Below are 25591 nucleotides of genomic sequence, written 5' to 3' on the forward strand. Positions count from 1 at the left end.
CACGGTTTTGTAGCCGAGTCAGAGAGGTGACTTTCTGGCTTAGGCATCCAACTAGCTCTGTTGAGCAACGCCAAAAAAGGCAATTTCCTCAACATTCAATACATTCAACGTGAACTGATTGCGCTTAATAGTGTAATTGTTCGAGCTGCCTAGAATAGTGTAATCACTTTTGAAATCAGGCAAAATTAGCTTGTCCGATCCCGAACCACCATTGATCGTAGCATTACCGTAACCAATATCAAATGTGTCAGCTCCACATCCACCTTTAAGCAAGACATTGGCAATAGCGCCCCCTTGGTCTGAAATGGCATTACCGCTATCATCAATTCGACGGGCTTTGAAATAATCGTTACCGTTTCCGCCATTAATCGTGCCACCTTGGATGCCAATGCTGCTACCATACCCAGTAAGGCTATCATCTCCTGCCCCTCCACAGATGATGCCATTAGTATTAACAATACCTATGCCTTTACTAATGCCAGTACCGACAAGGGTATCGTTGCCATCGCCTAAACTGATGCTACCACTGTTAACAATGCCTGTACCTACACCAGGTTCATAATCCCCATTAGGGCCATTTTCCCCTCCACCGCCGGTGCCTGTGCCAAAGATTAAGTCGTTTCCCTGCCCTCCACTGATCGTGCTACCCTTACTGTTAGAGATGCCTATACCGTTACCTGAAGGTGTATTAAGCCTATCGGGCCCTGCTGACGCGTTACCGCCCTTGCCGATACCAGTAATAGAATCGTTTCCAAGACCTCCACTAATAACGCTACCATCACTGTTGAAGATGCCTGTACCATCTCCTCCCAAATAATAAGCACCAGTTCCAGTTCCGGAGATGGAATCCTTCCCTTCTCCTCCATTAATATTGCTGCCACCACTGTTGAAGATTCCTATACCAGCAGATCTGAGAGATTCTCCATTTCCAGTTCCAAAGATAGAGTCGTCCCCAAATCCTCCATCAATGCGGCTATCCTGAGTATTATTGATGCCTTTAGCAAAGCCTCTGTTTCCGATTCCCTTGATCAAATCTTTTCCGTCTCCTCCATTAATGTAGCCGCCTTGAGTGTTAGAGATACCTATACCAGGTGCAGAGCCTAGATAGTCGAAACCGCCAGTGCCAGTGCCAGAGATAGTATCATCTCCTTTCCCTGCATTGATGATGCCACTGTTAGCAATGCCTGTGCCTGCGCCCTCACTGCTGAAATTTTCGTTGCGACCAGTGGCACTACCCTTGATAGTGTCGTTACCTCCTCTAGTATCGATGACTCCGTTTTTTAGAACCTCAATTCCAATTGCTGGTAATGCATTATCCTCTTGTCCCACCACTAGATCAGAACCAGAAGTGCCTAAGAATGGGGGCAAAGAAACAATTAGTCTGGACATAATATAATTTTTCGCTGTGTGTGATGTGTGTAACTTTCAGCAAGCCGTAACTTTGGGTATGCGCTTAAGCCTGCACACTGTTTGTTTAATTTGCTATTTTCTCTGTACGTACAATAACACCTTTAGAACAGCTCCTTCCTTATTTCATGGGAATGAAGTATTCTTATGGAAATCTCCCGAGCTTTTTTACAGGACGTTGAAAACAGGTCATCTAATCCAAGCGCTTCAGGCATCACCAATCAACCCCGTAGGGCGTGTTTTCAAACTCGTTGTATCCTAAAAAATAGGCGATCGCAGGCAGAGTGTGTTGATGAATTGAGGCGAGTATTTAAGCATATCTACTGATTTAGAACAAAACAGATTTTAGGAATTAGTTACGAACAATTGGAATCACTGCTAAATTGCGCCTTAAAACGACACCAAGACATCAAAGCTAAACAGGAGAGCCAGAAAATTAGAATCAATGCGGCTGGTGGTGGTCGCAAAGAATTGTTATCAACCGAAGAACAGGTATGTTTATGCCTATTTTATCTCAGACAGATGCCAACATTTCAAGTGTTAGGAATGCTGTTTAGCATTTCTAAGACAGAAGCCAACGATACTTTTCATTATTGGATACCAATACTGCGAGATATTTTACCCGCTAGTTTATTAGAGCAAGTCTCAAATAATGAAAGCGATTTAGTATTTGTTCAAGAAGTATTAACAAATTTTAGACTACTAGTGGATAGCTTGTAATAGCCAATATATAGGCATTCTGACCAACAAGAGCAGCAAAAATATTTTTCTGGGAAGAAAAAACAGCATACATTAAAAAGTCTGATGATTGGCATACCAGAAGGCAAAGATATTGTAGAGGTGGAAGTAGGTGTTCCTGGGCCAACAGCAGATATAAAATTGTTTCGTCAATCTCAGCCAAAATTTGATAAATCTCAACCTTTTTCAGGTGATAAGGGATTTCAAGGTGGCGAAAACATCGCTACCCCTCATAAAAGAAAACCGAAACGAGAACTGACTCAACAGCAAAAGGATGAAAACAAAGCTTTGTCTAGTAATCGGATATTTATTGAACATTTAAGTACCTCAGAAAGTGAAAGACAGAGCAGAAGTGATTAGATTGAGCGCACATGGTTGGTACGTAGAGAAGATAGCAACTCACTTTAATTGGACGGCACAAACGGTACGAGAAGTGTTGCATAGATGGGAGAAGCTAGGTTTAGAAGGACTTTGGGAGAAACCAGGACGGGGAGGAAAATCAAGGTGGGCAGAAACTGACATGGTGTTTTTAGAAGAATGTTTAGAGCAAGAACCACGCACATATAACAGCATTCAGTTAGCCCAAAAATTAGAAAAAGAACGCTCAGTAAAGTTAAGTCCTGATTGGCTAAGGCAGGTACTAAAAAAAAGGGGATCATCTGGAAGCGAACTAGGAAAAGCCACAAGGGAAAACAAGATCCGGTAGTACAGCAAATCAAACAGGCAGACCTAGAAATGCTGGAATTGTCTGCGGCATCTGGTGAAATAGATTTAAAGTATTTGGATGAATCAGGATTTTGTACTTGGAGCGAACCGAGTTATAGTTATTACTTTCGAGGACAGCAAAAACGCCTGGAGCAGAGTAAACGCAGGGGACGAAGGTTAAGTATTATTGGGTTTCTTCAACCCCTAATTAGTTTTGTGTACGGTTTGGTGATTGGCGGCGTTTCACGCAAATCCTATATCCAAATGATGGAGCTTGAAGCACTTGAAGCCCAAAAATCAGGACGTGCCAGAGTAATCGTTCAGGATAACGGCCCGATACATCGGTGTAAAGAGGTACAACAATTGTGGTCAAAATGGGAACAAATGGGGTTGTACATCTTTTTTCTACCTAAATATTGTTCTGAGATGAACCCAATTGAATTGGAGTGGCAACACCTCAAAAAAGATGAACTTGCCTCAAAAAGTTTTGAGGATGAGTTAGACCTTGCTTATGCTGTCATTGATGGAATTCAAACAAGAGGAGAAAAGGGAAACTACAGTACACAGCGTGTAAGATTTAACTCTAACTCTTCTGCTTAATTATTTGTTACATATTTATAAATTTTCTCTACGACTTACTTATCATCGACGTTGGGAAGTCGAAAGTACCATTGATGAACTCAAAGTTCACCTTTTAGGGCGCAAAACTCTAATTCGTTCTCTCAATCCTCGTGAAGTCGTTCAGGAAGTTTATGGCTGGCTGCTTGGACATTGGGCTGTGCGTTCACTTATGTTCCAAGTTGCCGAATCCGCTGCAATTTCCCCCTTAAGATTAAGTTTTACGGGGACACTGAACATCGTCCGTCGCACTGTTCCTAAATTTCAGCGACTTCAAGCAGAAGAATTTCCTTTTTTTTCACCTGGCTTGTAACAGAGATTTTGGATGAGCAGATACCAGAACCGGAAGGTAGAAGCAATCCTCGTGTGGTCAAAAAAACTAGTTTAGCTATATTTTAAATATCTTGTCTAGCAAGACATACCCGTCTCTGGGCAAGTTCCACAGCAGCCTGTCGTGGTAGCTTACCTGTTTTGGCAACTTGTTCTAACACTAGCGTAGTATTGTGGCGAATTTTCTTTGCAATAGTTTCAAAGGCTCTGGTCTGATTTCCGCCATCATACTCAACCGCAGCGCAGATTACACCACCTGCATTGGCGATGAAATCAGGTACTACAATAATATTTCGTTCATGACATATCTTTTCTGCTGCTTCGGTAAACGGGATATTAGCACCTGAGATCACAAGCTGAGTTTTCAGGCGGTCAACATTATCAGCATGGATAACATCGGGTCTGGCTGCTGGTATCCAAATATCGCACTCGATGTCAATAACTGCGTCCCGATCTAGTTTGTCTCCCTGTGGATAATTAATCACACTCTTACCAGAATTTTTAAGTTTGATTAACTGCTTAACATCGATTCCCAGAGGATTAAAGAGGGTTCCTTGAGAATCTGCGGCTCCTATAAGTAACGCTCCTTTAGCCGTTAAAAAGCGAGCAGCGTTTTTCCCAACGGAACCGAAACCTTGAATGACAATACGTGTACCTTCTAGATTGAGGTGACAAAACTTGCTAGCTATTTCTGCACAGATACTTAGACCAAAACCAGTAGCACCAATTTCATCTAAGGGGATACCTCCTATTGCTTTTGGTAGTCCTACAGCACGACCAATCTCTTCTTTGATCCAAGCCATGCACTGTTCATCTGTTCCCATATCGGGGCCAGGGATATACTCAGTCACATCCCTGATAGCATGAGCAAAGGTACGTACCAAGCGTTCCTTATCTGCTAAAGGTTGTTTCGGGTCGGCTAAGATTGCAGATTTACCGCCGCCGTGGGGTAAGTCAGCAGCAGCATTTTTTAAAGTCATAGCTCGTGCCAATCGAAAAACTTCTTCTGTAGTCACATCTGTGGCCATACGTACTCCACCGATCGCAGGGCCACAATCAATGTTATCAACCACGACAATGGCTTTTAGATCAGCTTCTCTTTCGTAGATATGAATAATCTTGGCTGGGCCTAGCTCATCAGCAAAGCGAAAAATATTATCCATTGGTTATTGGGGGTTGGGAATTAGCAAAGTTTTTCATACAGCGAATTGCAAGTTGATGGAATACACGCCTCCCCAACCCTTTGCTGACCAAGAAGAAGGTGTCTGATCGGACGGGTGAGGGAAGATACTCCACTTACAAAAAAAATACTGTAATTATTGATTAATCATTAACTATCCTGTCAGGGATTTGGTAAATAGTGCGCTCAATCTTTGTAAGGCAGGCGAAACATCGTTAGGTGAGAGATGAACATCAAGAATACTGAAAGTCCTACTATTTTGCGCTGTATGTAAGGCTTGTTGTAGTTGTGTACTGGTGTAGATCACAAAGCCATGACCACCAAGAATGTTGGCTAACTGGGCATAGTCCATTGTGGGAATTTGGACAAAAGCCGCTTCTTGATGTCCCATTGCCTGGAGGCTAGCAAATGAGCCATTGTTAATGACTATAACAATCGGGTTTAGTCTTAAGCGTTGCGCTGTGAGCAATTCCATTCCTGTCATCTGAAACGCCCCATCGCCAACCAAAGCGATCGCTCGTCGGGATGGGTCGGCTAATTGTGCGCCAATCACCCCAGGAACGCCAAACCCCATACTGGCGTAGAAGGCGGGACATAAGAATGATGTGCCTTGCTGTGTCTGGATATCATCTGCTGCAAATAAGGTATCTCCAACATCCGTCACTAGTAGAGTGTTACTGTCAATGAACTGATTGAGTTCATAAAGTAGTCCACTCATAGAAATTTTACCCACAGATGGCGTAACACGCGGTTTCATAGTATAGATGCCGGATGAATCCCAATGAGGCAAATCTGGACTATCAAGCAAGGCGGTGATGAAATCTTCAAACCTCACATTGGGGTATTCGTGATGCTTAATGGCAATGCGTTCTGAAGTTGCATACACTGTACAACTTGGGTTGAGATGAGCGGTAAACATTCCCAGGTTGATATCAGTCATAAACACTCCCAACATCAGCACACAGTCTGATTCTTCAACGATTTTTTGCACATTTAAATCCCCAGCCTCACCATTGTAGATACCGATGTATTGTGGATGTCCTTCGGGAAAAACAGATTTTCCTAACATTGTTGAGCAGACTGGTACACCAAGTTTTTCTGCCAAGGCTAGAAGTTGTTCCTGCAAGCCAAAGCGATGAATTTCAACACAAGCAAGAATGACTGGTGAGTGCGATCGCTTGAGCATCTCCAGAGTTTCTGCAATGGCTTCCATTAAAGTATCTGGATCAGTGCGCTTGATTGGTGGTGGCAAGTGTTCTGACTCTGTAATCTCCGCATAAACTAGATCACGGGGAATTTCCAAATAAACAGGACGCTTGAATGTCGTTGCATAGTCAAGAGCAAGATGAATTTGAGCATCGGCTGTTTTTGGATCGGTTAGCTTTGTGGCGTAAAGGGTGACTTCTTCATAAACACGCCGTTGTGTGTCAAAAGTTTTCACCTTATGATGTAACAAGTCATGCTCCCGTTGTTCCCGCACACCTGGCCCGCCGCTTAAAATGACCAATGGAGACTTCTCGGCATAAGCACCAGCTACAGCATTCACCATATTTAAGCCGCCAACGCTATAGGTAACAACTGCTAAACCCAAACCCCGCATTCGGGAGTAAGCATCAGCCGCAAAGCCTACGCAGGGTTCGTGCGTCATGACAATAGGTGCAATCTTGCTGTCTGCTAGTGCATCGAATAGTGTTAAGGCAAAATCTCCAGGTATACCAAAGGCGTGTTCTACACCTTTTTCGTATAAAATATCAAATATATGCGGTGCTAGTTGAGGCATCTTCTACCTCCCTAAAGAATATTTTCCCAAAACTGACCATCCGCAGATCGCCGATTTTCAGATTTTCTTCCAACGATATCTTTTAAAAGTCTTGATGGATAGTACCGTCAGGCATAATTGTGCCAGTTAACGATTTTGCGTGGCTTATACCAATTCTCCAAACTTAAGCAACAGATACAAACCTTGAAACCCAGATGTTATCTGAGTTTCAAGGTTTGCGTTAGCGGAGCGGGGCGTTAGTCCATTGCGGATTGGTATTACCTTCTGGTGAGCCTTACAGCCAACCGTAGGCTACAGCCTCCTGTCTGCTCTTACTAGCTAATTCAGCTTCCAACTCACTCACCAAAGAAGCAACCACCGCCTTTAAAGAACCTGTACTTTCAAACACTCGCCGTTGACGAATATAACTTGCTCCTTGGTCTAATCTTTTTTCTAATTGGAATAGATATGAACTATTTCCCAAAGTATCGGCAGTTTCTGCTAGTACATTCAAGATATCTTTAACTATATTCCTGATGGGTCTGCTATTACCTTGTTCATCTTCAATATAATTAGCATCTAAACCCCAACGAGATGCACGAAAGTAGTTTTCTCTTTCAATCAACCAAGGAAGGGGAGTTAATAAAAATCCTGTTTGCTGTCCTTGACTGTGATGATGCAAATACACAATTAAAGAATGGATAAAAGCTGCCAGCATCATCGATTCTTTGATCGTTGGTTGAGCATCCATCACCCTCACCTCAAGAGTTCCGAAATCAGGTTGAGGACGCAAATCCCAATGGATATCACGGATAATCTCAAACATCCCTGCATGTTGAGCAGTAGCAAAGAAATTAGCAAAATCCTGCCAATTTTTAAAAGTGGGACAAATACCATAAGTTCTCATCGATGATAAGAACCTTTGGCGAAAGGAAGCAAAGCTAGTATCGTGACCCCACCAAAAGGGTGAACTAGCAGATAAAGCCAACAAAATGGGGAGATAGGGTTTAAGTCTGCCCATAATATCTATAGCTGCATCACCCGATGGCATTCCTACATGAAGCTGAAGCGCACAAGTCATCATTAAATCTGCCAGATAGCCAGATGTATTTTGCTGGGCAAGATATCTGGGAATTGGGGTGATAGAGGCAAAGCGATCGCAAAATGGATGAGTCCCGGCTGCACAAATAGTCATACCCAGTGCTTGACATCTGGTTTTGAGGTCACGCAGAATAGCAACAATATTGGCTTCTAACTCAGGGATATTTGAGCAAACCTGAGAGGCAATCTCTACCATCGCTTGATTAAATTCTGGTTGAATCCAGGAATTTTCAGGAGCTTGTGCTAAAAGCGGTAAAATGCCATCTACCAATTGCAGCGTATCAGGATTGAGTAATTGCAACTCAATTTCCATCCCTAGAGAGAATTCGGGAGAGCTTTTGAATGTTATGTCACCCATGTCAATTTATCCTTTAACTACAGCGATGGGATGCAGACGCGCCACTTTACGAGCAATTCCGGCTTGGCTAACTACATTTACTACTCGAGTGACATCTTTGTATGCTTGGGGTGCTTCCTCAGCTAAACCGGACATAGATCCAGCCTGGATACTGATGCCTTGATGTTCTAGTTCGTCCTTGAGGCGATCGCCTCTAATTTCTCATTTAGCTTTGTGATGAATCATCAGAAACCATTTATAAAGTAAATCTTTAGCTGGCTAGTAGACGAAATAGCATAATACGAGTCATCACGGCATATATCGTAGCTTCACTCATTTTGGGAAGACGTTCATAATCCTTACTTAATTACTCAAACGTCAACATTTATCTGTTCTATTTGTCGAGCAGCTTTTTCCCACATCTTAGCTGAAGTTTCATCTTGCCAATGAGTTCGCAAATATTCTGCTTTTTTGTGACATATTCGCTCTAACATCTCTAGGATTGCAGCTAATGTCAATTTATCGATTAATTCTTCTAAAGCATTCATGTATTCTTTGTGCATACGAATAACTCCTGAATGTTATAAATATCTTCTGTTTATACCCATATTTTTGGAACAGTCAAAGTATATTACTAACCAATATTCCACCTAAAAGTGAAGTTTTGGACTCACACACAATTCAATTACACTCAATTAGACTCAGATTTCTGCTTAGTCCTTTTGAGAAAATCATCAATTCGCAGGAAGTCTAACGCTGACGTTGGTAGCCTCCAATTAACTCTGCTGTTGCCAAAACATGACCCTTCATTGCTTGCAAAATTTGCTCTTTTGTTGCGCCTGGTGGCAAACCCAAATTTTTGTCTAAAGCATAAAGTTTGAAGAAATACCGATGTGTACCACTAGGAGGACAGGGGCCGCCATAACCTAATTTGCCAAAATCATTCTTTCCCTGCACTCCACCACTTGGTAAGATTTTCGTAGCAGTAATGTGTTCTGGTAATTGCCGAACTGTAGGAGGTATATCGTAAAGTACCCAATGTACAAATGTATGTCTGGGTGCATCTGGGTCATCGACTATTAATGCTAAACTTTGGGTTTCTTTTGGAGGTTCATCCCAGCTAAGAGTAGGGGAAATATCAGCACCATCACAGGTATATTTGGCAGGAATTTGGCTATTAGCTCCAAAGACACTTTCTAATTTCATGCTTTTCCTCTCTGTTGTTAATTTACTGCTTGGGGTGGAGGCAATTTTGATATTTTTATTACCCACAGAACTACAAGCGATCGCAGATAATTCTACTAACCCAATTATACTGAAGCTTTGAAGTAGAAATGCTCGCCTTCTAACCATTAACTTGCACCTAAGATGTTTGTAAAATTTTGTAAAAATTAATCATCCTAATGCTTTTTGCTGCTTCTAAAAAAAAGGATGAATTTTAAAATTCAAATTTAAATTTCAAATTTGAATTCTTGGCAGCAATTCTTAACAGATGAAAAACAAAAAACGCTGCTCCATACAATAAAATTATGTTAGTATATAAGTGAGATCGCAGGGAACTTCTAACATAGATGAAGAAAGTGGCAACACCAATTACCGAAAGCTAAGGTAAGAGTAACGCCAAACCAGGATCTAGGAAGATGCGACTATGGGAAGTTAGAGTGAGGAGCCTGCGAGACGTGTAAACCCAGGTTTTTTGCGGAGGGAACCTTTGTATAGAATAGGCAATTATCGCTGAAGGGTCTGGTTGAACGCAACTAGACCCTTAAGTTTATGTTTTATCCTTTGACAACAGCAACGGGATGCAGACGCGCCACTTTACGAGCAATTCCTGCTTGGCTAACTACATTTACCACTCGGCTGACATCTTTGTACGCTTGGGGTGCTTCTTCTGCTAAACCGGACATAGAACCAGCCCGGATGCTAATCCCTTCGTGTTCTAGTTCTCCCTTGAGGCGATCGCCTTTAATTTCTCGTTTGGCTTTGTGACGACTCATCACCCTTCCCGCACCGTGACAACTAGAACCAAAAGATAGGCGATCACTTGCTGATGTCCCTAACAAAATCCAACTGTGGGTACCCATCGAACCAGGAACAAGAACAGGTTGCCCCAAAGGACGATATTCCGTAGGTAAACCAGCAAAGCCTGGGCCAAATGCTCGTGTTGCTCCTTTACGGTGGACGCAGACTGTCAAGTTTTCGCCGTCAACTTCGTGGGTTTCAATTTTGGCCATGTTGTGAGCAATATCATAAACTTGGCGTAGTGTTGAGTCTTGTTTACCAAACACCTCTTGAAAACTCCGCCGTGTATGCCATGCTAAAACCTGACGGTTAGCAAAAGCATAGTTAGCTGCTGACTTCATCGCTGCTAGATAGCCTTGTCCTTCTGGTGATTCAATTGGCGCACAAACTAACTCTCGGTCTGGTAAATCAATTCCATAGCGAATTACCGCAAATTGCAAGTTTTGTACATAATCTGTGCAGATTTGATGCCCAAAGCCACGAGAACCGCAATGAATTTGCACCGCCAAACAACCTGTGTGCAAACCCATCACTTCTGCCGCTTCCTGGTCAAATACTTCCTCAACTATATCCACCTCTAAGAAATGATTTCCCGCGCCCAAGGTTCCTAGTTGACCTTTGCCGCGCTCTTTTGCTCGCTTACTAGCCGCATCTGGATCTGCCCCTGCCAAACAGCCAAACTCTTCCGTGCGTTGCAAATCTTCTGCTTCGGCATACCCTTGAGTTAGCGTCCAATTAGCACCCTGTTGACATACTTGGTCTAACTCTTCATTAGTCAGAGGGATACTGCCTTTTTCTCCCACACCGCTAGGACAATTGCGATAAAGGACACTGGCGAGATCGCTTAAATAGGGTTTGGCATTCTCATACTTAATTGTAGAGGTCAAAACACGCACACCACAGTTGATATCATAACCAACTGCTCCTGGGGAAATTATTCCCCCTGGGACTCGTGTTGCCATCACCCCACCAATAGGCATTCCATAGCCTTGGTGAACATCAGGCATAACAACTACATGACCTACTAGCCCAGGTAAACGCGCAACATTCACTGCTTGAATTATTGATAAATCGTCCAAAGCATCTTCGAGGATTTCTTCATCGGCAAAAATCCAAACAGGAACCTGCATCTTTGGATGAAATGAGGTGGGAATTTCCCACAAATAATCATTAATACGGCGAAAATCTTCTTTAGAAACCATATCCCCTCGTAAGTTGAAAATAGGAAGTAGGGGAGAATAACTGTTAACTTCTGACTAATTCAAACATCTAATACTAATGTAGCTTCCAATCCTTTTTCTGTTTCTTGAATTGAGAGATTGTGATATGTGACCGCTTTAATAAATTTCTGCCAGTTCTGCACATAGGTACCTGTGACTTCCGCCTCTAGAGATTGTGCATCGAGATGCAAGATTTTAAATTGGTTAAATGCTAAGTTTTCACTTTCATGTAAATACAAAAGTTCATTCAACCAAGCAACCAGTAGGCTGACATAATCAACACCTTGGAGTTGAATTTTTCGCGTAATTGAAGACTCTGAGGTTAACTCGACATCAGCTAAATAATAAAGAGCGATCGCTGCTTGGATAAATAACTCAGTTAAATTCCTCCCCCAAACGCGATAAGCCCAGTCAGCTGTATGTTCAACTTCTTGAAACCCTGCCAAATTGATTAAATCTGCGCTTTTCATGAATATTACCTAAGTGCCTTCTGCTGTTTTCTACTAGGAATTATCTGCATATTCCGCGATCGCTTCTCGAACCACCCGATCAAAGAAAGCTGCGCCAACTTTCAATGCTTCTTCGTCAAAGTCAAAGGAAGGACTATGCAAGGGAATGTTCTCACAACCTTGTTGGCAAGCACCAAATCTGACGTAACACCCAGGAACGTGTAATAAGTAGAAAGAAAAATCTTCTGCTCCCATGCTGGGATAATCCATTGTGACTAATCCCTTTGAACCCAAAATCTCAACTACAGCCCGTCGAGCAATTTCTGTTTCTTTTCCTGTATTAATGACAGGTGGGTATCCGTGGCGAATTTCTACCTCTACTCTGGCATTGTGCAGTTCTCCCACGGCTGTGGCTATGCGCTTGAGTCCGTCAATTATGTGATTCTGCACATCTAAGTTTGTGGTGCGAATAGTACCTTCTAAAATTGCTTCCTCAGCGATGACATTACCTGCACTACCTGCTTCTACTTTACCGATGGTAACTACTGAAGGATAGGCGGGGTTGATTTCTCGTGAAACTAGGGTTTGCACAGCCATAATTAACAATCCGGCAACAACCACAGCATCAACAGCTTCATGAGGTCTAGCTCCGTGTCCGCCTCTTCCTTTGACACGAATAGTAAAGCCATCAGATTGGGCAGTAATTACTCCCTTGGCAACCATAATCTCGCCGACTTGGTAGTGACGGGTAACATGACCGCCAAAGATGGCATTTACTCCTTCTAAAGCACCAGATTGGATCATCACTTTCGCGCCAGCGCCCTTTTCTTCCGCAGGTTGAAAGATAAAAACCACGTTTCCTTGTGGCGGACTCTCTTTCAATAAAGCTGCTGCGCCCAACACCATTGACATATGACCGTCGTGACCACAGGCGTGCATCTTACCTGGGTGCAAAGAAGCAAAGGACAATCCCGTATTTTCTTGTCCGGGGAGAGCATCCATATCAGCCCGCAAAGCAATTGTCGGCGCTCCTTGTCCAGCATTGATCAGCTTGGCAATAATGCCACTACCCACCCCACCATACCAAAAAGGAATACCTAAACGCTTGAGTTCATCTATAACGATGGATGCTGTCTTTTTTTCCTCAAATGCCAGTTCAGGATGGCGGTGTAAATATCTGCGTAAATCTACCATTCGAGGGAAGACTTTCTCAGATGTCAGGACATGAGCCATAATATATCTCCTTATTATTCTTCCAACTGCGTCATTTTGGCGCTTACAGGGTCAAAATCCTCTGGAAAAACTGTGTAGCTGTCATATTTGGCTGCATTTAAGTTAGCCCTGTTCAAGTTAGCTCCTCTCAAATCTGCACCTCGAAGGTCAGCTTCACTCAAATCTGCTCCCACCAATTTATCTTTAAACAAATCTGCACCACTGAGGTTAGCTCCTCTCAGATTTGCCTTTCTTAAATAAACTCCACTGAGATTAGCACCACTCAAGTCTGCTCTACTAAGTTTGGCTGCATCTAAGTTAGCTCCACTGAGGTCTACTCCTTCTAAATAAGTTTCTTGTAAGTCAGCTTTAGATAACTCAGCTGCACGAAAGTCTCTTTCTCCTGCTTCATACTTTCTTTTGAGTTCATGAGCGCTTTTCACTGGTTGATTAGATAAGTTTTGCATAGTAAATTCACCAGTTTTTCCAAGTTAGAAGTGTTTAAATTTCTAAGTGCAACGTGGCTCAATTTTTTGGCTTTAATTTCATGCTAAAAGAAAAGTTTGAGAAAGTTGTGAGGTAGTTTTACTTTCCTCACAACTTTCTCAAATTTGTTACCTAACCTAAAAGATATCTTGTAAGCGGCGGTCAGTTATGGCTACTATGAGTCAAATCAAAACAAGATTCCGAAATCGCGCTGAAGCAGGGCAACAATTAGCTAACAAACTGACAGATTACACTGAACCATGCGTGCTGCTATAGCCATAGTGCGAGAACAAAAGCCTCAGCAAATTATTGTTGCAGTTCCGGTAGGGTTAGCCAAAACTTGTCAAGAATTAAGCCGTGAGGTAGATAAACTTATATGTTTAATAACACCAGAACCTTTGTATGCAATCGCCCTCTGGTATGAGAATTTTGCCCAAATCAGTGATACTGCAATTCATGAACTTTTGACACAGCAATTTGCAGTTAGTTCTTAAAGAGATCATATATATTTTTTTATCGTTTCTTTGCTGGTATTGATTTTTAGAGAAATAATAGAAATTGAAGATAAAAAATAATAATTCAAGTTCAAAATTTTCATATACATTGATTACTGAGTTGTAATTGCTGCTATATATGTCGCAGATATAACGATTTTTCCTTCCTGATTTAGTGTGGGAGGTGAATAAAATGACCATCACAGCCACTCAACCAAAATTGCAGATAAAAAAGGTAATTAAGAAAAAACAGTTATCTCAACATTCAACAGATATTGGTACTCCTCAAGTTCCCCTCCGTCAACTCCCACTGAAACAAGAGCATGAGTTGTTATGTGATTGGGAAAACGCATCTTAATTAGCACCTTACCTGAGCAATCTGTCAATCCAGGCAAGAGATACTTGAGAAATAGGAGAAAACATGATAATCCCACTACAAATCACCTTTCACAACATTCCACCATCAGAAGCGGTAGAAGCAAAAATTCGCTCCTTAGTTGATAAACTAGAGCATTTTTATAACCGGATTACCAGTTGTCGAGTCATAGTTGATGCTCCACATCGGCATCAACGTAACGGCAAACTTTATCAGATACGAATTGATATCACTGTGCCAACAGGGGAAATCGTTGTCAACCGTGACCCACCTGAACATCAATCCCATGAGGATATTTATGTAGCAATTCGTGATGCTTTTGATGCAGCCAAGCGCAAACTGCAAGACCACACCAGTCTGCTGCGTCAGGAAACCAAGACTCATGAAGAACAGCCTCATGGACGAATTGCGTCGTTGTTCTCTGATGAAAGCTACGGTTTTATTGAAGTACCTGATGGTAGCGAAGTTTATTTTCACCGCAACAGTCTATTCAATGGTGATTTTGAGCAGTTGCAGGTGGGAGACGAAGTTCGTTTTGCAGAGGAAGAAGGTGATAAAGGACTGCAAGCTAGTACTGTTAGATTGATCGGTAAGCATCACCTACAAGGTTGAGGCTGTTGATTTAAACCACTTTTTGAATAGTCTAGGGAGCATCAACCACTTCCTCACAAGTTCCTCAAATTTTCCTTTTAACCTCAAGATAGTAGGAGAGTCTTTACTTGTTAAGCTGTTTCACATAAGTGTTGACTGTTAACTGTTAGTGATTTGTGTTTTAGCTTCATCTCCTATTCCTGGTAGCTTGCTAAGTGAAAGCTGCGAAAGTAGCAATCAAGATGAAATATCAAGTTTTAAATTACACATGATTGGAGGCAACGATTATGGCAATTACTCGTTGGGAACCTTTCCAAGAAATTGAACGTTGGGAACCATTTCATTGGGAGCCTATGCGGGAAATTGAACATCTGCAAAGACGGATGAATCGCCTATTTGAACGGATGTTCCCGAATGGCGATGGCGGAGTCTCTGCACTTAACTTTATACCCTCCGCCGAAATGGAGGAAACTGCTGACGCAATTCGCCTCAGACTGGAAATTCCGGGATTGGAGTCTAAAGATTTGAATGTAGAGGTGACAGAACAATCTGTTTCGATAAGTGGCGATCGCAAATCAGAAACCACGACAGAAGAAAAAGGCATAGTCCGCTCTGAATTCCGTTATGGCAAATTTGAGCGACTTATTCCACTACCTGGACACGTTCAAAACGACAAAGCGCAAGCCGAATACAAAAACGGCATTCTTATCCTTACCATCCCGAAAGTTGAAGGGGAAAAGAAAAAATCCGTCAAGATTAACGTTGCTTAGTCTGTTATAAAAGCAAAGAGATAGTAGGGGAGAGGTAAAAAATCCTTAACTCAAAACTCAGTCATAAATTGGTAGTTAATCGTTCAGGGAAATACTCTGCGTACCTCTGCGCTGACTTTGTGTTCCTCTGCGTTTAAATACGAATTGATGTATGAGTTAAGAACTTACTTCATCCCCTTCCTGATAAAACAATACATTCACAAGAGCCTATGGCAAAGTCCGTCACTTTAGCATTTATCGGTGATGTCATGCTGGGTCGGGGTGTCAACGAAGAGATTCCTCAGAGGTCAGCACAGTCCTTTTGGGGAGATGTTTTGCCGATTTTGCGCGGTGCGGATGCTGTTATCGCTAATTTGGAATGTGCCGTTACTCAAAATACTCAAGAGTGCAGGAGAACACCAAAAGTTTTTCACTTTCGCGCTGACCCCGCCGCAGTAGAAGTACTTCGTGCTGCCAATATTCAGTGTGTTAATCTCGCCAACAACCACATCCTCGACTTTGATGACCAGGGTTTACTAGCTAGATACGCTGAAATATCTTGATGCTGCGGGGATTCACCATGCTGGGGCGGGGCGGGATATCAGTCAGGCTACAACTCCCATCATCATGGATATTGGAGGTTTGCGTGTTGGTATCATTGCCCTCACAGATAACGAGCCTGATTGTGGATTCTCCAGGGACTAATTATCTAGAAATTAGTCCAAATTTGTTAACTCTATCACTGATAGAATCTGCGATCGCTCAGTTACGTCAAGCTGGGGCAGAGTTAATTATCTTCTCTGCTCACTGGGGACCGAATATGAGCATCTCACCGCCGCTTCACTTTCGCCAGTTTGCTCGCGCAGTTGTGGATAGGGGTGTAGATATCTTTCACGGTCATTCTGCTCACCTTTTCCAAGGTGTAGAACAGTACAAACAGGGGTTAATCCTTTATGACACAGGGGATTTTCTGGATGATTATGCAGTTGATCCTGTGTTGCGTATTGGTCTTTTGTGTTTCTGGTGGAAGTGAGCGATCGCGGCTTATATAAGTTGCGTTTAATACCTGTATTTTTAAGTTATACGCAAGTTAACCTAGCCAAAGGAGAAGAATTTACTGCTATCTGTCAGCGTATGCAATTTCTTTGTGCAAATTTCAATACCAATATCATACAAACAACAGAAGGATTAGAAGTTAACTTGGGGGCAGGGAAAAACGCCACTATCAGTTCTACCCCTTCTCTGTAAACACAGGAGGTAAACGAATGAAATTACTCTCTATTGCAGAACTCGAAACACTAGCAAAACAACCCAGAGAAGTCTGTGTATCGATTTTTCTCCCAACTTGCCATGCCGGGATAGACACGCAACAAAACCCAATCCGGTTTAAAAACTTAATTCGAGAAGCTGAAGAACGCTTGATTGAGCATGGTTGGCGTTCTGAAGATGCAAAAAACTTACTCGAACCAGTCAGAGAGCTAGATGAGTATGAATTTTGGCAACATCAAAGTAATGGTTTAGCAGTCTTCTGCTCACAAGATTTTTTCCAATATTACACTCTACCTATAGATTTTGCAGAACTAGTATCTGTAAGTAACCATTTTTACCTTAAACCTCTATTCCCCTTATTCCAGAGCGATGGACATTTCTATATCCTGGCTCTCAGCCATAATCTGATTCGGCTATTAGAAGGCACTCACCATCATATTGAAGAGATTGATTTAACTGGTGTACTACCAAGTCTGGAAGAAGTACTACGGTTTGAAGAACCAGAACGGCAAACCCCTTCCCATACAGGCACTCCAGGCGCAACAGGTGGACGACGCGCCGCTCCTGGTGGAGTCACGGTATTTCACGGTCATGGTGCTGGTGATGAAGATGAGAAGGAAAACCTCAGCATATACTTCCATCGGGTCAATGAAGCGTTGCAGGAGTTACTCAAAGCAGAACACGCTCCCTTAGTGTTAGCTGGGGTAGAGTATCTTTTGCCGATTTACCGAGAAGCAAATACTTATGCTTATCTCGTGGATACTGGAATAACAGGTAATCCAGAACTACTATCACCAGAAGAATTACACGCCCAAGCTTGGGAAATAGTAGAACCATTATTTTTGCAAGCACAGCAAGACGCAATAAATCAATACAGGGAACTGCTAGGAACTGGAAAAGCCTCCAGCCAAATTACGGAAACTATTCCGGCGGCTTGTCAGGGACGGGTTGACAAGTTAATTGTCGCCCTCGGTCAACAGCAGTGGGGTACTTTTGACTCAGATACCCAAACAGTTCAGGTGCATCCCGACGCAGAACCCAACGACGAGGAATTATTAGATTTCGCAGCAACTCAAACTATTTTAAATGGCGGTATCGTCTATGCAGTTGAGTCGGCAAAGATGCCAGATGATACACCATTAGCTGCGGTATTTCGCTATTGATGGGTAAGTGCGTTTGTAGTAATTACTTTAGCTCTGTTTAATCACTCTGGGACAAGAGAAATAAGAGCCAATTTCCCAATTTTAGACAGCAAGGAGGTGAAGTTATGAACAATAAAAATTTGATTTATAATCTTATAGGGTTATTGAGCATTAGTGCAGTTGGAGGATTATTAATAATCAATAAAACGCCTGCTCAGTCCCCAAATTCACAACATAATATTCATCACCCATCTGCTCAGGTTACTCCTTGCCAACAAGGGATGATGGGTGAGGTAGATCAGCATTTCATCACAATAATGATTCCTCACCATCAGCAAGCAGTGGAGATGGCTAATCTGGCTTTAACGCGTGCTAAACATCCTGAAATCAAAAAACTAGCTCAAGCCATTACAATAGACCAATGTGACTTGAATGAAAAAATGGGCTTTTAGCTCACATTATGCTTCACAGAGCAGATATCCATTTTATACTTCGCAAAAATAGTGAAAGTAAAAAATTTATTTTCCCATGTAATACGCGGTAAAAATTTGTTAACCTAACGGTGTATTACATGGTAAGGGTTATGCTGAGACGAGATATTCAAGGGAAATTTACACTTCATTACGATGATTATCGTCAGGTACGCTCACTGAGACTGACTGATGACACCTGGAAAGCATTGGGTATCGTTGCTGAATGCTTAGGAATGACTTGAGCAGATTATTTAGAAGAAATGACGAAAAGTAACACCCTACCAAGTAATACATGGCTTGAAGTTGACCGCTTTCCGTGTAATACACGGAAAGATAAAAATCAGGATCAACAACCTAACATCGCTCAAGAGCATACACCGACCTCGCCCAGCATTACAGAACTTGAAGCTTTACGTGACCAAGTGTTACAGGAACTAAAATTAGGTAAAAAAGCCCCTGGATACAAAACAACCCAAAAAGCTCTGAATCAATTCATCACTCTGTTAAGCAAAAGACTGTAAATTTTGTACCTACTCCCCAACCTGATCTCGTTGTGGCTTGCGTTGTCCAACACCTCTTCTAGAATTTTTCTTGGGAACTGCTTCAACATTGTCAGATTCAGTTGTTAAAGATATTACCTCAATCTTAGAACTAAGTGTATCTTGTAGCATTTCCTCCGAGACAACAGCCGATTCCTTCTTCTTCCTTTTCTGTGTGTTCTTTGGCTGGGTTTGCACGAATGCTGTCTCCGTAACAGAACTGGGTGTATTCTGTACCATTTCCTGAGTGTCCTGTGTTGTTTCTGTTACTGCAACAGGAGTCTGCTTAAAGGAGCGAGTTTGTCTCTTCTTAGGTTGAGTTTGTGCCTCTGCTACCTCAGTCACAGGAATTTGTGTATCCTGCGTAGTTCCCGTTACTACCACAGGAGATTCCTTCTTTTTTCGAGTTTGCCTCTTCTTGATTTCTGGGCTACTAGCTATTGCTTTTTTTGTAGAAGTATTAGCCTGTACTGTCTCTGCGTCAGAACGTTTTTTGCGAGTTGATTTAGAGGTAGCTGAAGCATTAGAAACAGGTGCAACAGTAGACTTTGACAGAGGCGATAAATCCACAATCCCACCGGGAACAGAAGTTGAAGTCATCCCCATCTGCAACAAATGCCATAAATGTTCGCGGCGACTTTCCATGTAACAAAGTTTTTGTTCTCCCTCAGTCGCCTCTATCGCCATCCGCTCACACTGAGCCAGTGACAGAGTATGTTCATGCAACCGCTCCAAAGTCAGCGTATCACAGCCATCATGCAACGCCGCAGCCACAGCCCGAATCAGCCAATCCTTCAACACACCCACGCAACCAATAGAACGCTCATAGAAATAAACCCAATGCTGCATCAAAGCCGGAATATCAATTTCCAGGGGAACTTGCTTCAGCAATGCCAGTAAAATTCCTTGAAAATCCTGACGCTCTTGTTCATGCTGAAACAAATAACGAGGAAAATGAATATCCAGCCCCCGTCGTGATGCCTGTCCGCTTAAATTGCGAAAATTCAAAAGTTCATAAGTGCCAATGAGAATGTGCAGTACACCAGTCACATTTGTCATCGACTTAATCCAGTCCAACTGGTCTAAAAGCTTACCACCACTAGCCCCACTACCAATCTTCATTAAATGCTGTGCTTCATCCAAAATCACAGCCTTGACACCACGTTTACTCATTGCTTCTTCCAAAGCCTGACGCAGTTCAGGAGAATCATTAAACTGTGCCGTTTTACTTCGTCCCCGCCCCTTCTTTTCCCAAGTCTGCTCGGCATCAATATCCACCATCATCCGCCACTCATAAAAAGGTTCTCCCAACAACCTGAGTGCCGTGCGGTAATAATCAGTGCGATTAAACACCCCACCGTCAGGAGGTCGTGTTTCTACCAGTAACAGTGGCATTGGGGACACATTGCCATTGCGATAGCCAGACTCACTCCAACTATAAGAACCATTCTGGTCAATAGTAGTCCCATTTAAGCGTCTAGTAATTTGCCGAATCATTGTCGTCTTCCCCACACCAGAAGGGCCATACACCAGGACATGAGCAAACCCCGCCGGTTCACGAATTGCACCCATTAGCAACATATCCACTTGCGCCAATTGGGGATGAGATATCGCATATTCTTTAAATTGGTTGAGTTGGGACTGTGCTAATTCTGAAAGATTTCCGCTAAAACAGTTGGACATTACCTGTATTCCTCAAAGATAGGCAGTTTTGTGACATCCAAAAGTTGGACATTTTCCGACTCATGTCGAATGGCGATATCTTTGCTGTTGGGTGGGACTGCTATTGACTGTGGTATAACTTGTACTTGGGAAACAGACGGTACACCTTGTCCTAAAGATGTTAAATTTTCCCGTACACTTTTGGTTTCTAAATCCCGTAATCTTTGCAACAGCAGCGTTTCATGCTCTTGCGCTCTGGCAATAAAATCTGCTAATCGTTTAGCTGAGATATTCGTACTAACGGAATTCCCCTTGTCTTTTTTTCTGATTTCCTCTGCGGCTAACAGCACTTCCTTCTCTGTACGTCCCACAAAGGTGCTGTAATACTGGGAGATACATTTTACCCAGCGTCCTTCTAGGTAGGCATAAGCCACACCCATATCAAAGGGGTCATAGCGCACGGGAACTTTGGTTTTTTCAACGGCAGGATTACGGAAAGCATCGCTCCAGTAATAAAGATAATTAACTTTTATTCCTTGTCCTGGCTGGATTAAAGCTGTTCCTTTGGCTGTACTGGGACGTGTGGCCATGAGGAAGTCTTCGTTGTAGGCGATGTGTCGGTGTTCTCGTTCCCCCGCTATCAGCAATCCATCGGTATAAACTTGCAATGGTGTTGCCCCCAGGGAATCATGCTCGCTGGTATCATAAATGGTGTATGCCCACTCGGTGAGGTAGGTATATAAATCTGCCAATGTCCACACGGCTTGTTGTTTGGGGTCAACAGAGGAAGTAATTTGTCGTGGTTGTTTGCTGGCTTGGGTGTTACCTAAGAGGTTGTATACAAACTCAGTATTTGTTGTGCCGAATAATCGTTCAATGACTGAACCAAAACGTGGTTTGCCACCGGGTCTGGTTTTTTTGATGCAGTGGTAGCGTGCTAGTAGGGTGTCAAAGTAGATACTATGAAATTCTTTGCCTCCATCTACGACTACGGCTTGAGGAAAACGACCAAATCGCTGGACACAAGACCGTAGTGCCATCATGCAAGACCTGTAAGAAGGTGGGTCAAAGGTGAGATAAAGGGCAAGGATACGTCGGGAATAGGCATCAATGAGTAATGTTAGCCAAGGTCTTCCTAAGTTCCGTCCTGTGGCGATTGAGCGTAGTTCGATGTCGAGTTGGGTGTGGTCAATGTGGGCGATGGCAAAGGGTCTGTCTCCGTGTCTGGGTGTGGTTAGGGTTAGTTCTAAGATTTTTGGTTCTGTTGAGTATGCGGCTTTTGCTCCCTGACGTTTTTTGGAAGTCCCGTGGATTGGTCGCTGTTTGAGGCGGTGATAAAAGGTACGAGAACTCAGGGGTTGTATATTTAATTCGTTGCAAGCTCTGACATATAACCTATAGACTGAAGCGGCTGGTGCTTGTCTTGGTGTCTCGAAGTTTTCGGTAATAAATTTATTGAGTAGTTCGCTTGATTGGTTTGGTGCTTTGGGTTGACGATTTCCTCTCCGGTTTGTATGTGGTAGTAAACCAACGTAACCGCAACCATACTTGGTTTCGGCTTCTCGAAACTGTTTTACCCATCGTTTCAAGGTACTGGGAGGAATATCTTTGTAGATATCTGCGTGGCGTTGAATATAGGCTTGTACTAGATGATATCGGTGATTTGCTTGGCTGAGATCACTCGGAGAGGCGGCATCCATGAGTGCCTGGACTGCATTATTGATGGATGCTTGTTTTTCTGAGTTTTGAATTTTGATGTTGCCGCTTTCCAATAGTTGCAGGAAATACGCTGTTGGTAGGAGTATGGGTTGTCCAATTTCGGGTAGGAGTGTGGTGGTGGTGGAACCAAAGTTTACTAATGTCCAGGGCTGAGAATCCCATAGCAGGACTGTGGAAGGTATGAGTGCTGTGGGTGGGGGTATTGGTTGATGATGCTGTGTTGTTATGGCTAGATGTGTGTAGGCTTGATGGGTTTGTTGGTCTGGATATAACTGTACTCGCCAGTGTTCTACTAGGGGGGAAGCATACAGGTCTACGTAGAGTTGCTCTATGGCTATCATGGCGTAGATGTCGTTGGCTCTGATTCCGGGTATTGAGGCCAGTGTGGCGGTGATGGTGATTCCGGGTTTAGCTTGGACTGCGGTGAGTATTTGTTCTGTGATGGTGTCGGGGATGTTGGTGTTGAATAAGAGGTAGTCTTCTAGGAAGATGAGGTTTTGGGTGAAGATGGGATGCAGTTCGCTATCTGTGCGGATGTGGTATTCGAGTCCGTAGGAAGAAGCATGGGCACATCCTGGTGGGCTGTGCCATTTCCCGTCGGCAGTTTTTTGGTAGCGTCCAGGATATTTTTCGGCTAGTCGTTTAAGTTCGGTTTCGGTTTTCCATTCTTCCCAGGCTGCACCCGACTTTCTCAACACGAAGAAGTCTGGGGTATGGTAGTGACCTATTTTTCGCCCTGTTTTATTTTGGTACTGGATTTTGAAGGGGGGTGGCTGGTCGTAAAACTCTAATACTTCCTCTTCGTGTTCCATTTGGTAAATTGCCCACAGTTCTACGGTGTGGCTTTCAAATTGGATGGTTTGACCCATTTTCCGGCTGGGGTAAACTCCACTGACGTTCTTGACGCGTCCTTGTACTCTCCGTGAGGGTGGGGCTGACCTGATTGTGGCAATTAGGTCTAATGCAGATGCCGTTAGTTGCTGTTGGGAACACCATTGGTCAAATTCAGAGGAGTTCATTGATGCCACAGGTGATAGGTGTGTGTTTGGGCTTCTTTTTTCTTGACTCTCCCTAAAACCCTATATTTAAAGGCAGTGAAAGGAGTTTGACTACACAAGTCTATATTACTGTTTACGGGGGGAGTGAAGCATATCTTGGTGATTTTGAATCATATTTTGGAATGAAAGTTGATTTATGTGCTGCTAAAAGCCGTTTGTTTGCTTGAGGTTTTGTCTTTAGCGGTTTTTTAAACTCATGTTCATATTATGGTGCAGAAAATTTACTTTAGCTCATTATTTAATTGCAAAGTTTTATTTCTCTTTTCCCATCAGGCTTATTTTGCCGTTACTTATAGCTCGTTTTATGGTTCACAACTTGGCTCATTTTTTCGTTCAAGTCACAGACAGTGCCACAGTTCAGTACTCCTAAGCAAAGTCAAAGATGGAGCGACCTCATGCCTCTGATGACTTGGGAATTGTGGTTAGCCCGTGATATTGCAACTGACAATCCTCTACCTTGGCAGAAGTCTCAGGGTAATTTGACCCCTGGAAGAGTTGCTCAATCTATGGGTGGAGTTTTCGCGGTGATTGGTACTCCAGCCCTTCCACCCAAACCTCGCGGAAAGTCCCCGGGTTGGGAAGCAGGAAAAAAGCGTTACCGTAAAAACCGATGCCCGATTGTTAAAAAAACTGTAACACGACCACGCAAAGAACCATCAATTGCAATTTAATACTCAAGATTATTGATCATTTCACTAAGTCTCTGATTAACTCAGCTCTGCTGGGTCATTTTGCATGGCTTAGTCTAAACTCCAGTTTTAAGCTAATCAGCATTTAAGCTGCACTATTGAAATTATGAATAAATGGCTTAAACCTCTCCTCTACTCCTCTGCTCCTCTGCGGTCTAAACTGCAAATTAGGTGCTTAACAGCTTACCTCTTGCTCTTGTTATACCTAAAAATTCCTGTAAGTTTAGACATCAAAAATATTGCATCTTGCATAAACTTCAGTCTTACACGTATTGATAATTGTGGCAGAGGTTAATACCAATTTGCAATTAAACAAATTGATGCGGCAATAGGTTCCTGATTTTTTATATATATTGCTTCATTTTAAATGATTGGTATTAACTAACCACATTACTAACAACAACCTAACTAAAGGAAAAAAATGGCTACATTTAATCTTGGTTCAATCGGCACTACTCCTGTTGTAAGAAACAACTTCAGCTTAACTACATCCGATCCCACTGATGTCTTTAAGTTTCAAATTAGCGGTACCAAAAACATTAATTTGTCTCTCACAGATATCAGCACTGGTGACGATGCCGAGTTATTCCTTTTTCGAGACAACGGTAACGGTATCTTTGATTCCGGCGACCAATTGGTAGATTTTTCCACTAATTCTAGCAATAGAGATGAATCTCTCAATAATCGAGAAAGTACAGGTACTTATTTTGCTCAAGTCCGTCGCTTTGCTCCTGGTAGTTCCGGCACTGTAACTTACGATTTGTCTGTGTCTGCAACTACACCCAACTCGACAGCCGGTTTTAGCAATCTTCTACCTAAAGAATTTGACCTTGGTAATTTATCAGGTGATGTTACTCGCTCTAGTTTAATTAATGATAGCGACACCACAGATACTTACCACTTCTCTTTAGGATTCTTTGAAGGTGTGAACATTAGACTCAGCGGACTTCTAGCTGATGCTGATATTAGACTGGTTCAAGATTCTAACAACAATCGTATTGTTGACGCTGGCGAAGAAATCGCACGTTCTACTAATGGTGGTACTGCGGCTGATTTAATTTCCAACATCAACTTATCTGGTGACTACTTCTTGCAAGTCCAGCAATTTAGTGGCAACACTGGCTACAGCTTGAATTTTGACCACTTCACCACCACTTTTGCTTAGCATTAGTAAGTGGTAATTGAAAGCATTGTAGGGCAATGCTTTCAATCTTATCCAAACGTTGCAAGCGGTACATAACTTTACCGAAATGCCGCTTGCATTTC

At 42.7% G+C, this 25591-nt stretch carries 27 protein-coding genes and 4 pseudogenes; 17 read left to right on the plus strand and 14 right to left on the minus strand.

The window, feature by feature from the left end:
* Nucleotides 1-51: 51 nt before the first annotated feature.
* Complete coding sequence (locus tag H6H03_RS09660; RefSeq protein WP_190954911.1) at nucleotides 52-1389, minus strand: hypothetical protein; 1338 nt, start codon at nucleotides 1387-1389, stop codon at nucleotides 52-54.
* Between the two features lie 384 nt (nucleotides 1390-1773).
* Here H6H03_RS09660 and H6H03_RS39940 point away from each other — a divergent pair, with 384 nt between their 5' ends.
* The 4 genes and pseudogenes from H6H03_RS39940 to H6H03_RS09680 form a co-directional block, all read left to right on the plus strand.
* Nucleotides 1774-2127 (plus strand): helix-turn-helix domain-containing protein, encoded by a 354-nt coding sequence (locus H6H03_RS39940; protein ID WP_206757985.1) that lies wholly within the window; start codon nucleotides 1774-1776, stop codon nucleotides 2125-2127.
* Nucleotides 2128-2133: 6 nt separating this feature from the next.
* The gene (locus H6H03_RS39945) at nucleotides 2134-2505 is read left to right on the plus strand and encodes a transposase family protein (protein WP_313931825.1); all 372 of its coding nucleotides are present in this window, start codon (nucleotides 2134-2136) and stop codon (nucleotides 2503-2505) included.
* Nucleotides 2468-3450, plus strand: a pseudogene (locus tag H6H03_RS09675) (IS630 family transposase); the annotation flags it as partial. The gene H6H03_RS39945 and the pseudogene H6H03_RS09675, both read left to right, overlap by 38 nt.
* Nucleotides 3443-3781, plus strand: a pseudogene (locus H6H03_RS09680) (IS4 family transposase); the annotation flags it as partial. The pseudogenes H6H03_RS09675 and H6H03_RS09680, both read left to right, overlap by 8 nt.
* Nucleotides 3782-3863: 82 nt before the next feature.
* Here H6H03_RS09680 and H6H03_RS09685 read toward each other — a convergent pair.
* From H6H03_RS09685 to H6H03_RS09735, 11 genes and pseudogenes are all read right to left on the minus strand, one after another.
* Nucleotides 3864-4961, minus strand: coding sequence for a Glu/Leu/Phe/Val family dehydrogenase (locus tag H6H03_RS09685; protein ID WP_190954915.1), 1098 nt, complete (start codon nucleotides 4959-4961; stop codon nucleotides 3864-3866).
* Nucleotides 4962-5132: 171 nt separating this feature from the next.
* Nucleotides 5133-6758 (minus strand): alpha-keto acid decarboxylase family protein, encoded by a 1626-nt coding sequence (locus H6H03_RS09690; protein ID WP_190954916.1) that lies wholly within the window; start codon nucleotides 6756-6758, stop codon nucleotides 5133-5135.
* 274 nt (nucleotides 6759-7032) lie between these two features.
* Nucleotides 7033-8196 (minus strand): carboxylate-amine ligase, encoded by a 1164-nt coding sequence (locus H6H03_RS09695; protein ID WP_190954917.1) that lies wholly within the window; start codon nucleotides 8194-8196, stop codon nucleotides 7033-7035.
* 6 nt (nucleotides 8197-8202) lie between these two features.
* On the minus strand, nucleotides 8203-8394 hold the full coding sequence (locus H6H03_RS09700; protein WP_313931826.1) for an RtcB family protein: 192 nt from the start codon (nucleotides 8392-8394) through the stop codon (nucleotides 8203-8205).
* 52 nt (nucleotides 8395-8446) lie between these two features.
* Nucleotides 8447-8542: pseudogene (locus H6H03_RS42220) on the minus strand (IS5/IS1182 family transposase); the annotation flags it as partial.
* Between the two features lie 4 nt (nucleotides 8543-8546).
* A complete protein-coding gene (locus H6H03_RS09710; protein ID WP_190954918.1) occupies nucleotides 8547-8738 on the minus strand; it encodes a hypothetical protein in 192 nt (63 codons plus the stop codon).
* 187 nt (nucleotides 8739-8925) lie between these two features.
* Nucleotides 8926-9528, minus strand: a complete 603-nt coding sequence (locus H6H03_RS09715) for a YbhB/YbcL family Raf kinase inhibitor-like protein (RefSeq protein WP_190954919.1) — start codon at nucleotides 9526-9528, stop codon at nucleotides 8926-8928.
* 425 nt (nucleotides 9529-9953) lie between these two features.
* Nucleotides 9954-11399, minus strand: coding sequence for an RtcB family protein (locus tag H6H03_RS09720; protein ID WP_190954920.1), 1446 nt, complete (start codon nucleotides 11397-11399; stop codon nucleotides 9954-9956).
* Nucleotides 11400-11458: 59 nt separating this feature from the next.
* Nucleotides 11459-11887: an archease gene (locus H6H03_RS09725; RefSeq protein ID WP_190954921.1), complete on the minus strand. Its 429-nt coding sequence runs from the start codon at nucleotides 11885-11887 to the stop codon at nucleotides 11459-11461.
* Between the two features lie 33 nt (nucleotides 11888-11920).
* Nucleotides 11921-13099 (minus strand): M20 metallopeptidase family protein, encoded by a 1179-nt coding sequence (locus H6H03_RS09730; protein ID WP_190954922.1) that lies wholly within the window; start codon nucleotides 13097-13099, stop codon nucleotides 11921-11923.
* 14 nt (nucleotides 13100-13113) lie between these two features.
* Nucleotides 13114-13545, minus strand: a complete 432-nt coding sequence (locus H6H03_RS09735; protein WP_190954923.1) for a pentapeptide repeat-containing protein — start codon at nucleotides 13543-13545, stop codon at nucleotides 13114-13116.
* 279 nt (nucleotides 13546-13824) lie between these two features.
* Here H6H03_RS09735 and H6H03_RS09740 point away from each other — a divergent pair, with 279 nt between their 5' ends.
* The 11 genes and pseudogenes from H6H03_RS09740 to H6H03_RS41980 all read left to right on the plus strand — a co-directional run bounded on the left by H6H03_RS09740 (nucleotide 13825) and on the right by H6H03_RS41980 (nucleotide 19179).
* Nucleotides 13825-14058, plus strand: a complete 234-nt coding sequence (locus tag H6H03_RS09740; RefSeq protein WP_190954924.1) for a hypothetical protein — start codon at nucleotides 13825-13827, stop codon at nucleotides 14056-14058.
* Nucleotides 14059-14251: 193 nt separating this feature from the next.
* Nucleotides 14252-14416: a hypothetical protein gene (locus H6H03_RS09745; protein ID WP_190954925.1), complete on the plus strand. Its 165-nt coding sequence runs from the start codon at nucleotides 14252-14254 to the stop codon at nucleotides 14414-14416.
* Between the two features lie 63 nt (nucleotides 14417-14479).
* Nucleotides 14480-15046 (plus strand): HPF/RaiA family ribosome-associated protein, encoded by a 567-nt coding sequence (locus tag H6H03_RS09750; RefSeq protein WP_190954926.1) that lies wholly within the window; start codon nucleotides 14480-14482, stop codon nucleotides 15044-15046.
* A 266-nt stretch (nucleotides 15047-15312) separates the two neighbouring features.
* Entirely contained in the window at nucleotides 15313-15795 is a 483-nt protein-coding gene (locus H6H03_RS09755) for an Hsp20/alpha crystallin family protein (RefSeq protein ID WP_190954927.1), read from the plus strand.
* Nucleotides 15796-16004: 209 nt separating this feature from the next.
* Nucleotides 16005-16337, plus strand: a complete 333-nt coding sequence (locus tag H6H03_RS41225) for a CapA family protein (RefSeq protein ID WP_199338889.1) — start codon at nucleotides 16005-16007, stop codon at nucleotides 16335-16337.
* A 10-nt stretch (nucleotides 16338-16347) separates the two neighbouring features.
* Nucleotides 16348-16479 (plus strand): hypothetical protein, encoded by a 132-nt coding sequence (locus H6H03_RS41230; RefSeq protein ID WP_313931827.1) that lies wholly within the window; start codon nucleotides 16348-16350, stop codon nucleotides 16477-16479.
* Nucleotides 16421-16807: a CapA family protein gene (locus H6H03_RS41235; protein WP_313931821.1), complete on the plus strand. Its 387-nt coding sequence runs from the start codon at nucleotides 16421-16423 to the stop codon at nucleotides 16805-16807. The genes H6H03_RS41230 and H6H03_RS41235 overlap by 59 nt, the downstream gene beginning before the upstream one ends.
* On the plus strand, nucleotides 16789-17022 hold the full coding sequence (locus H6H03_RS40225; protein ID WP_242057757.1) for a hypothetical protein: 234 nt from the start codon (nucleotides 16789-16791) through the stop codon (nucleotides 17020-17022). Before H6H03_RS41235 ends, H6H03_RS40225 begins: the two co-directional genes overlap by 19 nt.
* A 17-nt stretch (nucleotides 17023-17039) precedes the next feature.
* Complete coding sequence (locus tag H6H03_RS09765) at nucleotides 17040-18206, plus strand: baeRF7 domain-containing protein (protein ID WP_190954928.1); 1167 nt, start codon at nucleotides 17040-17042, stop codon at nucleotides 18204-18206.
* A gap of 104 nt (nucleotides 18207-18310) precedes the next feature.
* Nucleotides 18311-18637 carry a DUF305 domain-containing protein gene (locus tag H6H03_RS09770; protein ID WP_190954929.1) on the plus strand — a complete coding sequence of 109 codons (327 nt, stop codon included), beginning with the start codon at nucleotides 18311-18313 and terminating at the stop codon, nucleotides 18635-18637.
* A 131-nt stretch (nucleotides 18638-18768) separates the two neighbouring features.
* Nucleotides 18769-19179: pseudogene (locus H6H03_RS41980) on the plus strand (hypothetical protein).
* A gap of 9 nt (nucleotides 19180-19188) precedes the next feature.
* Here the strand turns inward: H6H03_RS41980 and H6H03_RS09780 are convergent.
* Both H6H03_RS09780 and H6H03_RS09785 read right to left on the minus strand, forming a co-directional pair.
* A complete protein-coding gene (locus tag H6H03_RS09780) occupies nucleotides 19189-20880 on the minus strand; it encodes an AAA family ATPase (protein WP_190954930.1) in 1692 nt (563 codons plus the stop codon).
* The gene (locus H6H03_RS09785; RefSeq protein ID WP_190954931.1) at nucleotides 20880-23597 is read right to left on the minus strand and encodes a TnsA endonuclease N-terminal domain-containing protein; all 2718 of its coding nucleotides are present in this window, start codon (nucleotides 23595-23597) and stop codon (nucleotides 20880-20882) included. The genes H6H03_RS09780 and H6H03_RS09785 overlap by 1 nt, the downstream gene beginning before the upstream one ends.
* A 434-nt stretch (nucleotides 23598-24031) precedes the next feature.
* On the opposite strand from H6H03_RS09785, the gene H6H03_RS09790 reads away from it, so the two are divergent.
* Both H6H03_RS09790 and H6H03_RS09795 read left to right on the plus strand, forming a co-directional pair.
* The gene (locus H6H03_RS09790) at nucleotides 24032-24307 is read left to right on the plus strand and encodes a hypothetical protein (RefSeq protein ID WP_190954932.1); all 276 of its coding nucleotides are present in this window, start codon (nucleotides 24032-24034) and stop codon (nucleotides 24305-24307) included.
* A gap of 439 nt (nucleotides 24308-24746) precedes the next feature.
* Complete coding sequence (locus H6H03_RS09795; RefSeq protein ID WP_190954933.1) at nucleotides 24747-25490, plus strand: PPC domain-containing protein; 744 nt, start codon at nucleotides 24747-24749, stop codon at nucleotides 25488-25490.
* The last annotated feature ends 101 nt before the right edge of the window (nucleotides 25491-25591 follow it).

It is taken from the genome of Nostoc paludosum FACHB-159, assembly GCF_014698835.1.
Lineage (GTDB): Bacteria > Cyanobacteriota > Cyanobacteriia > Cyanobacteriales > Nostocaceae > Nostoc > Nostoc paludosum.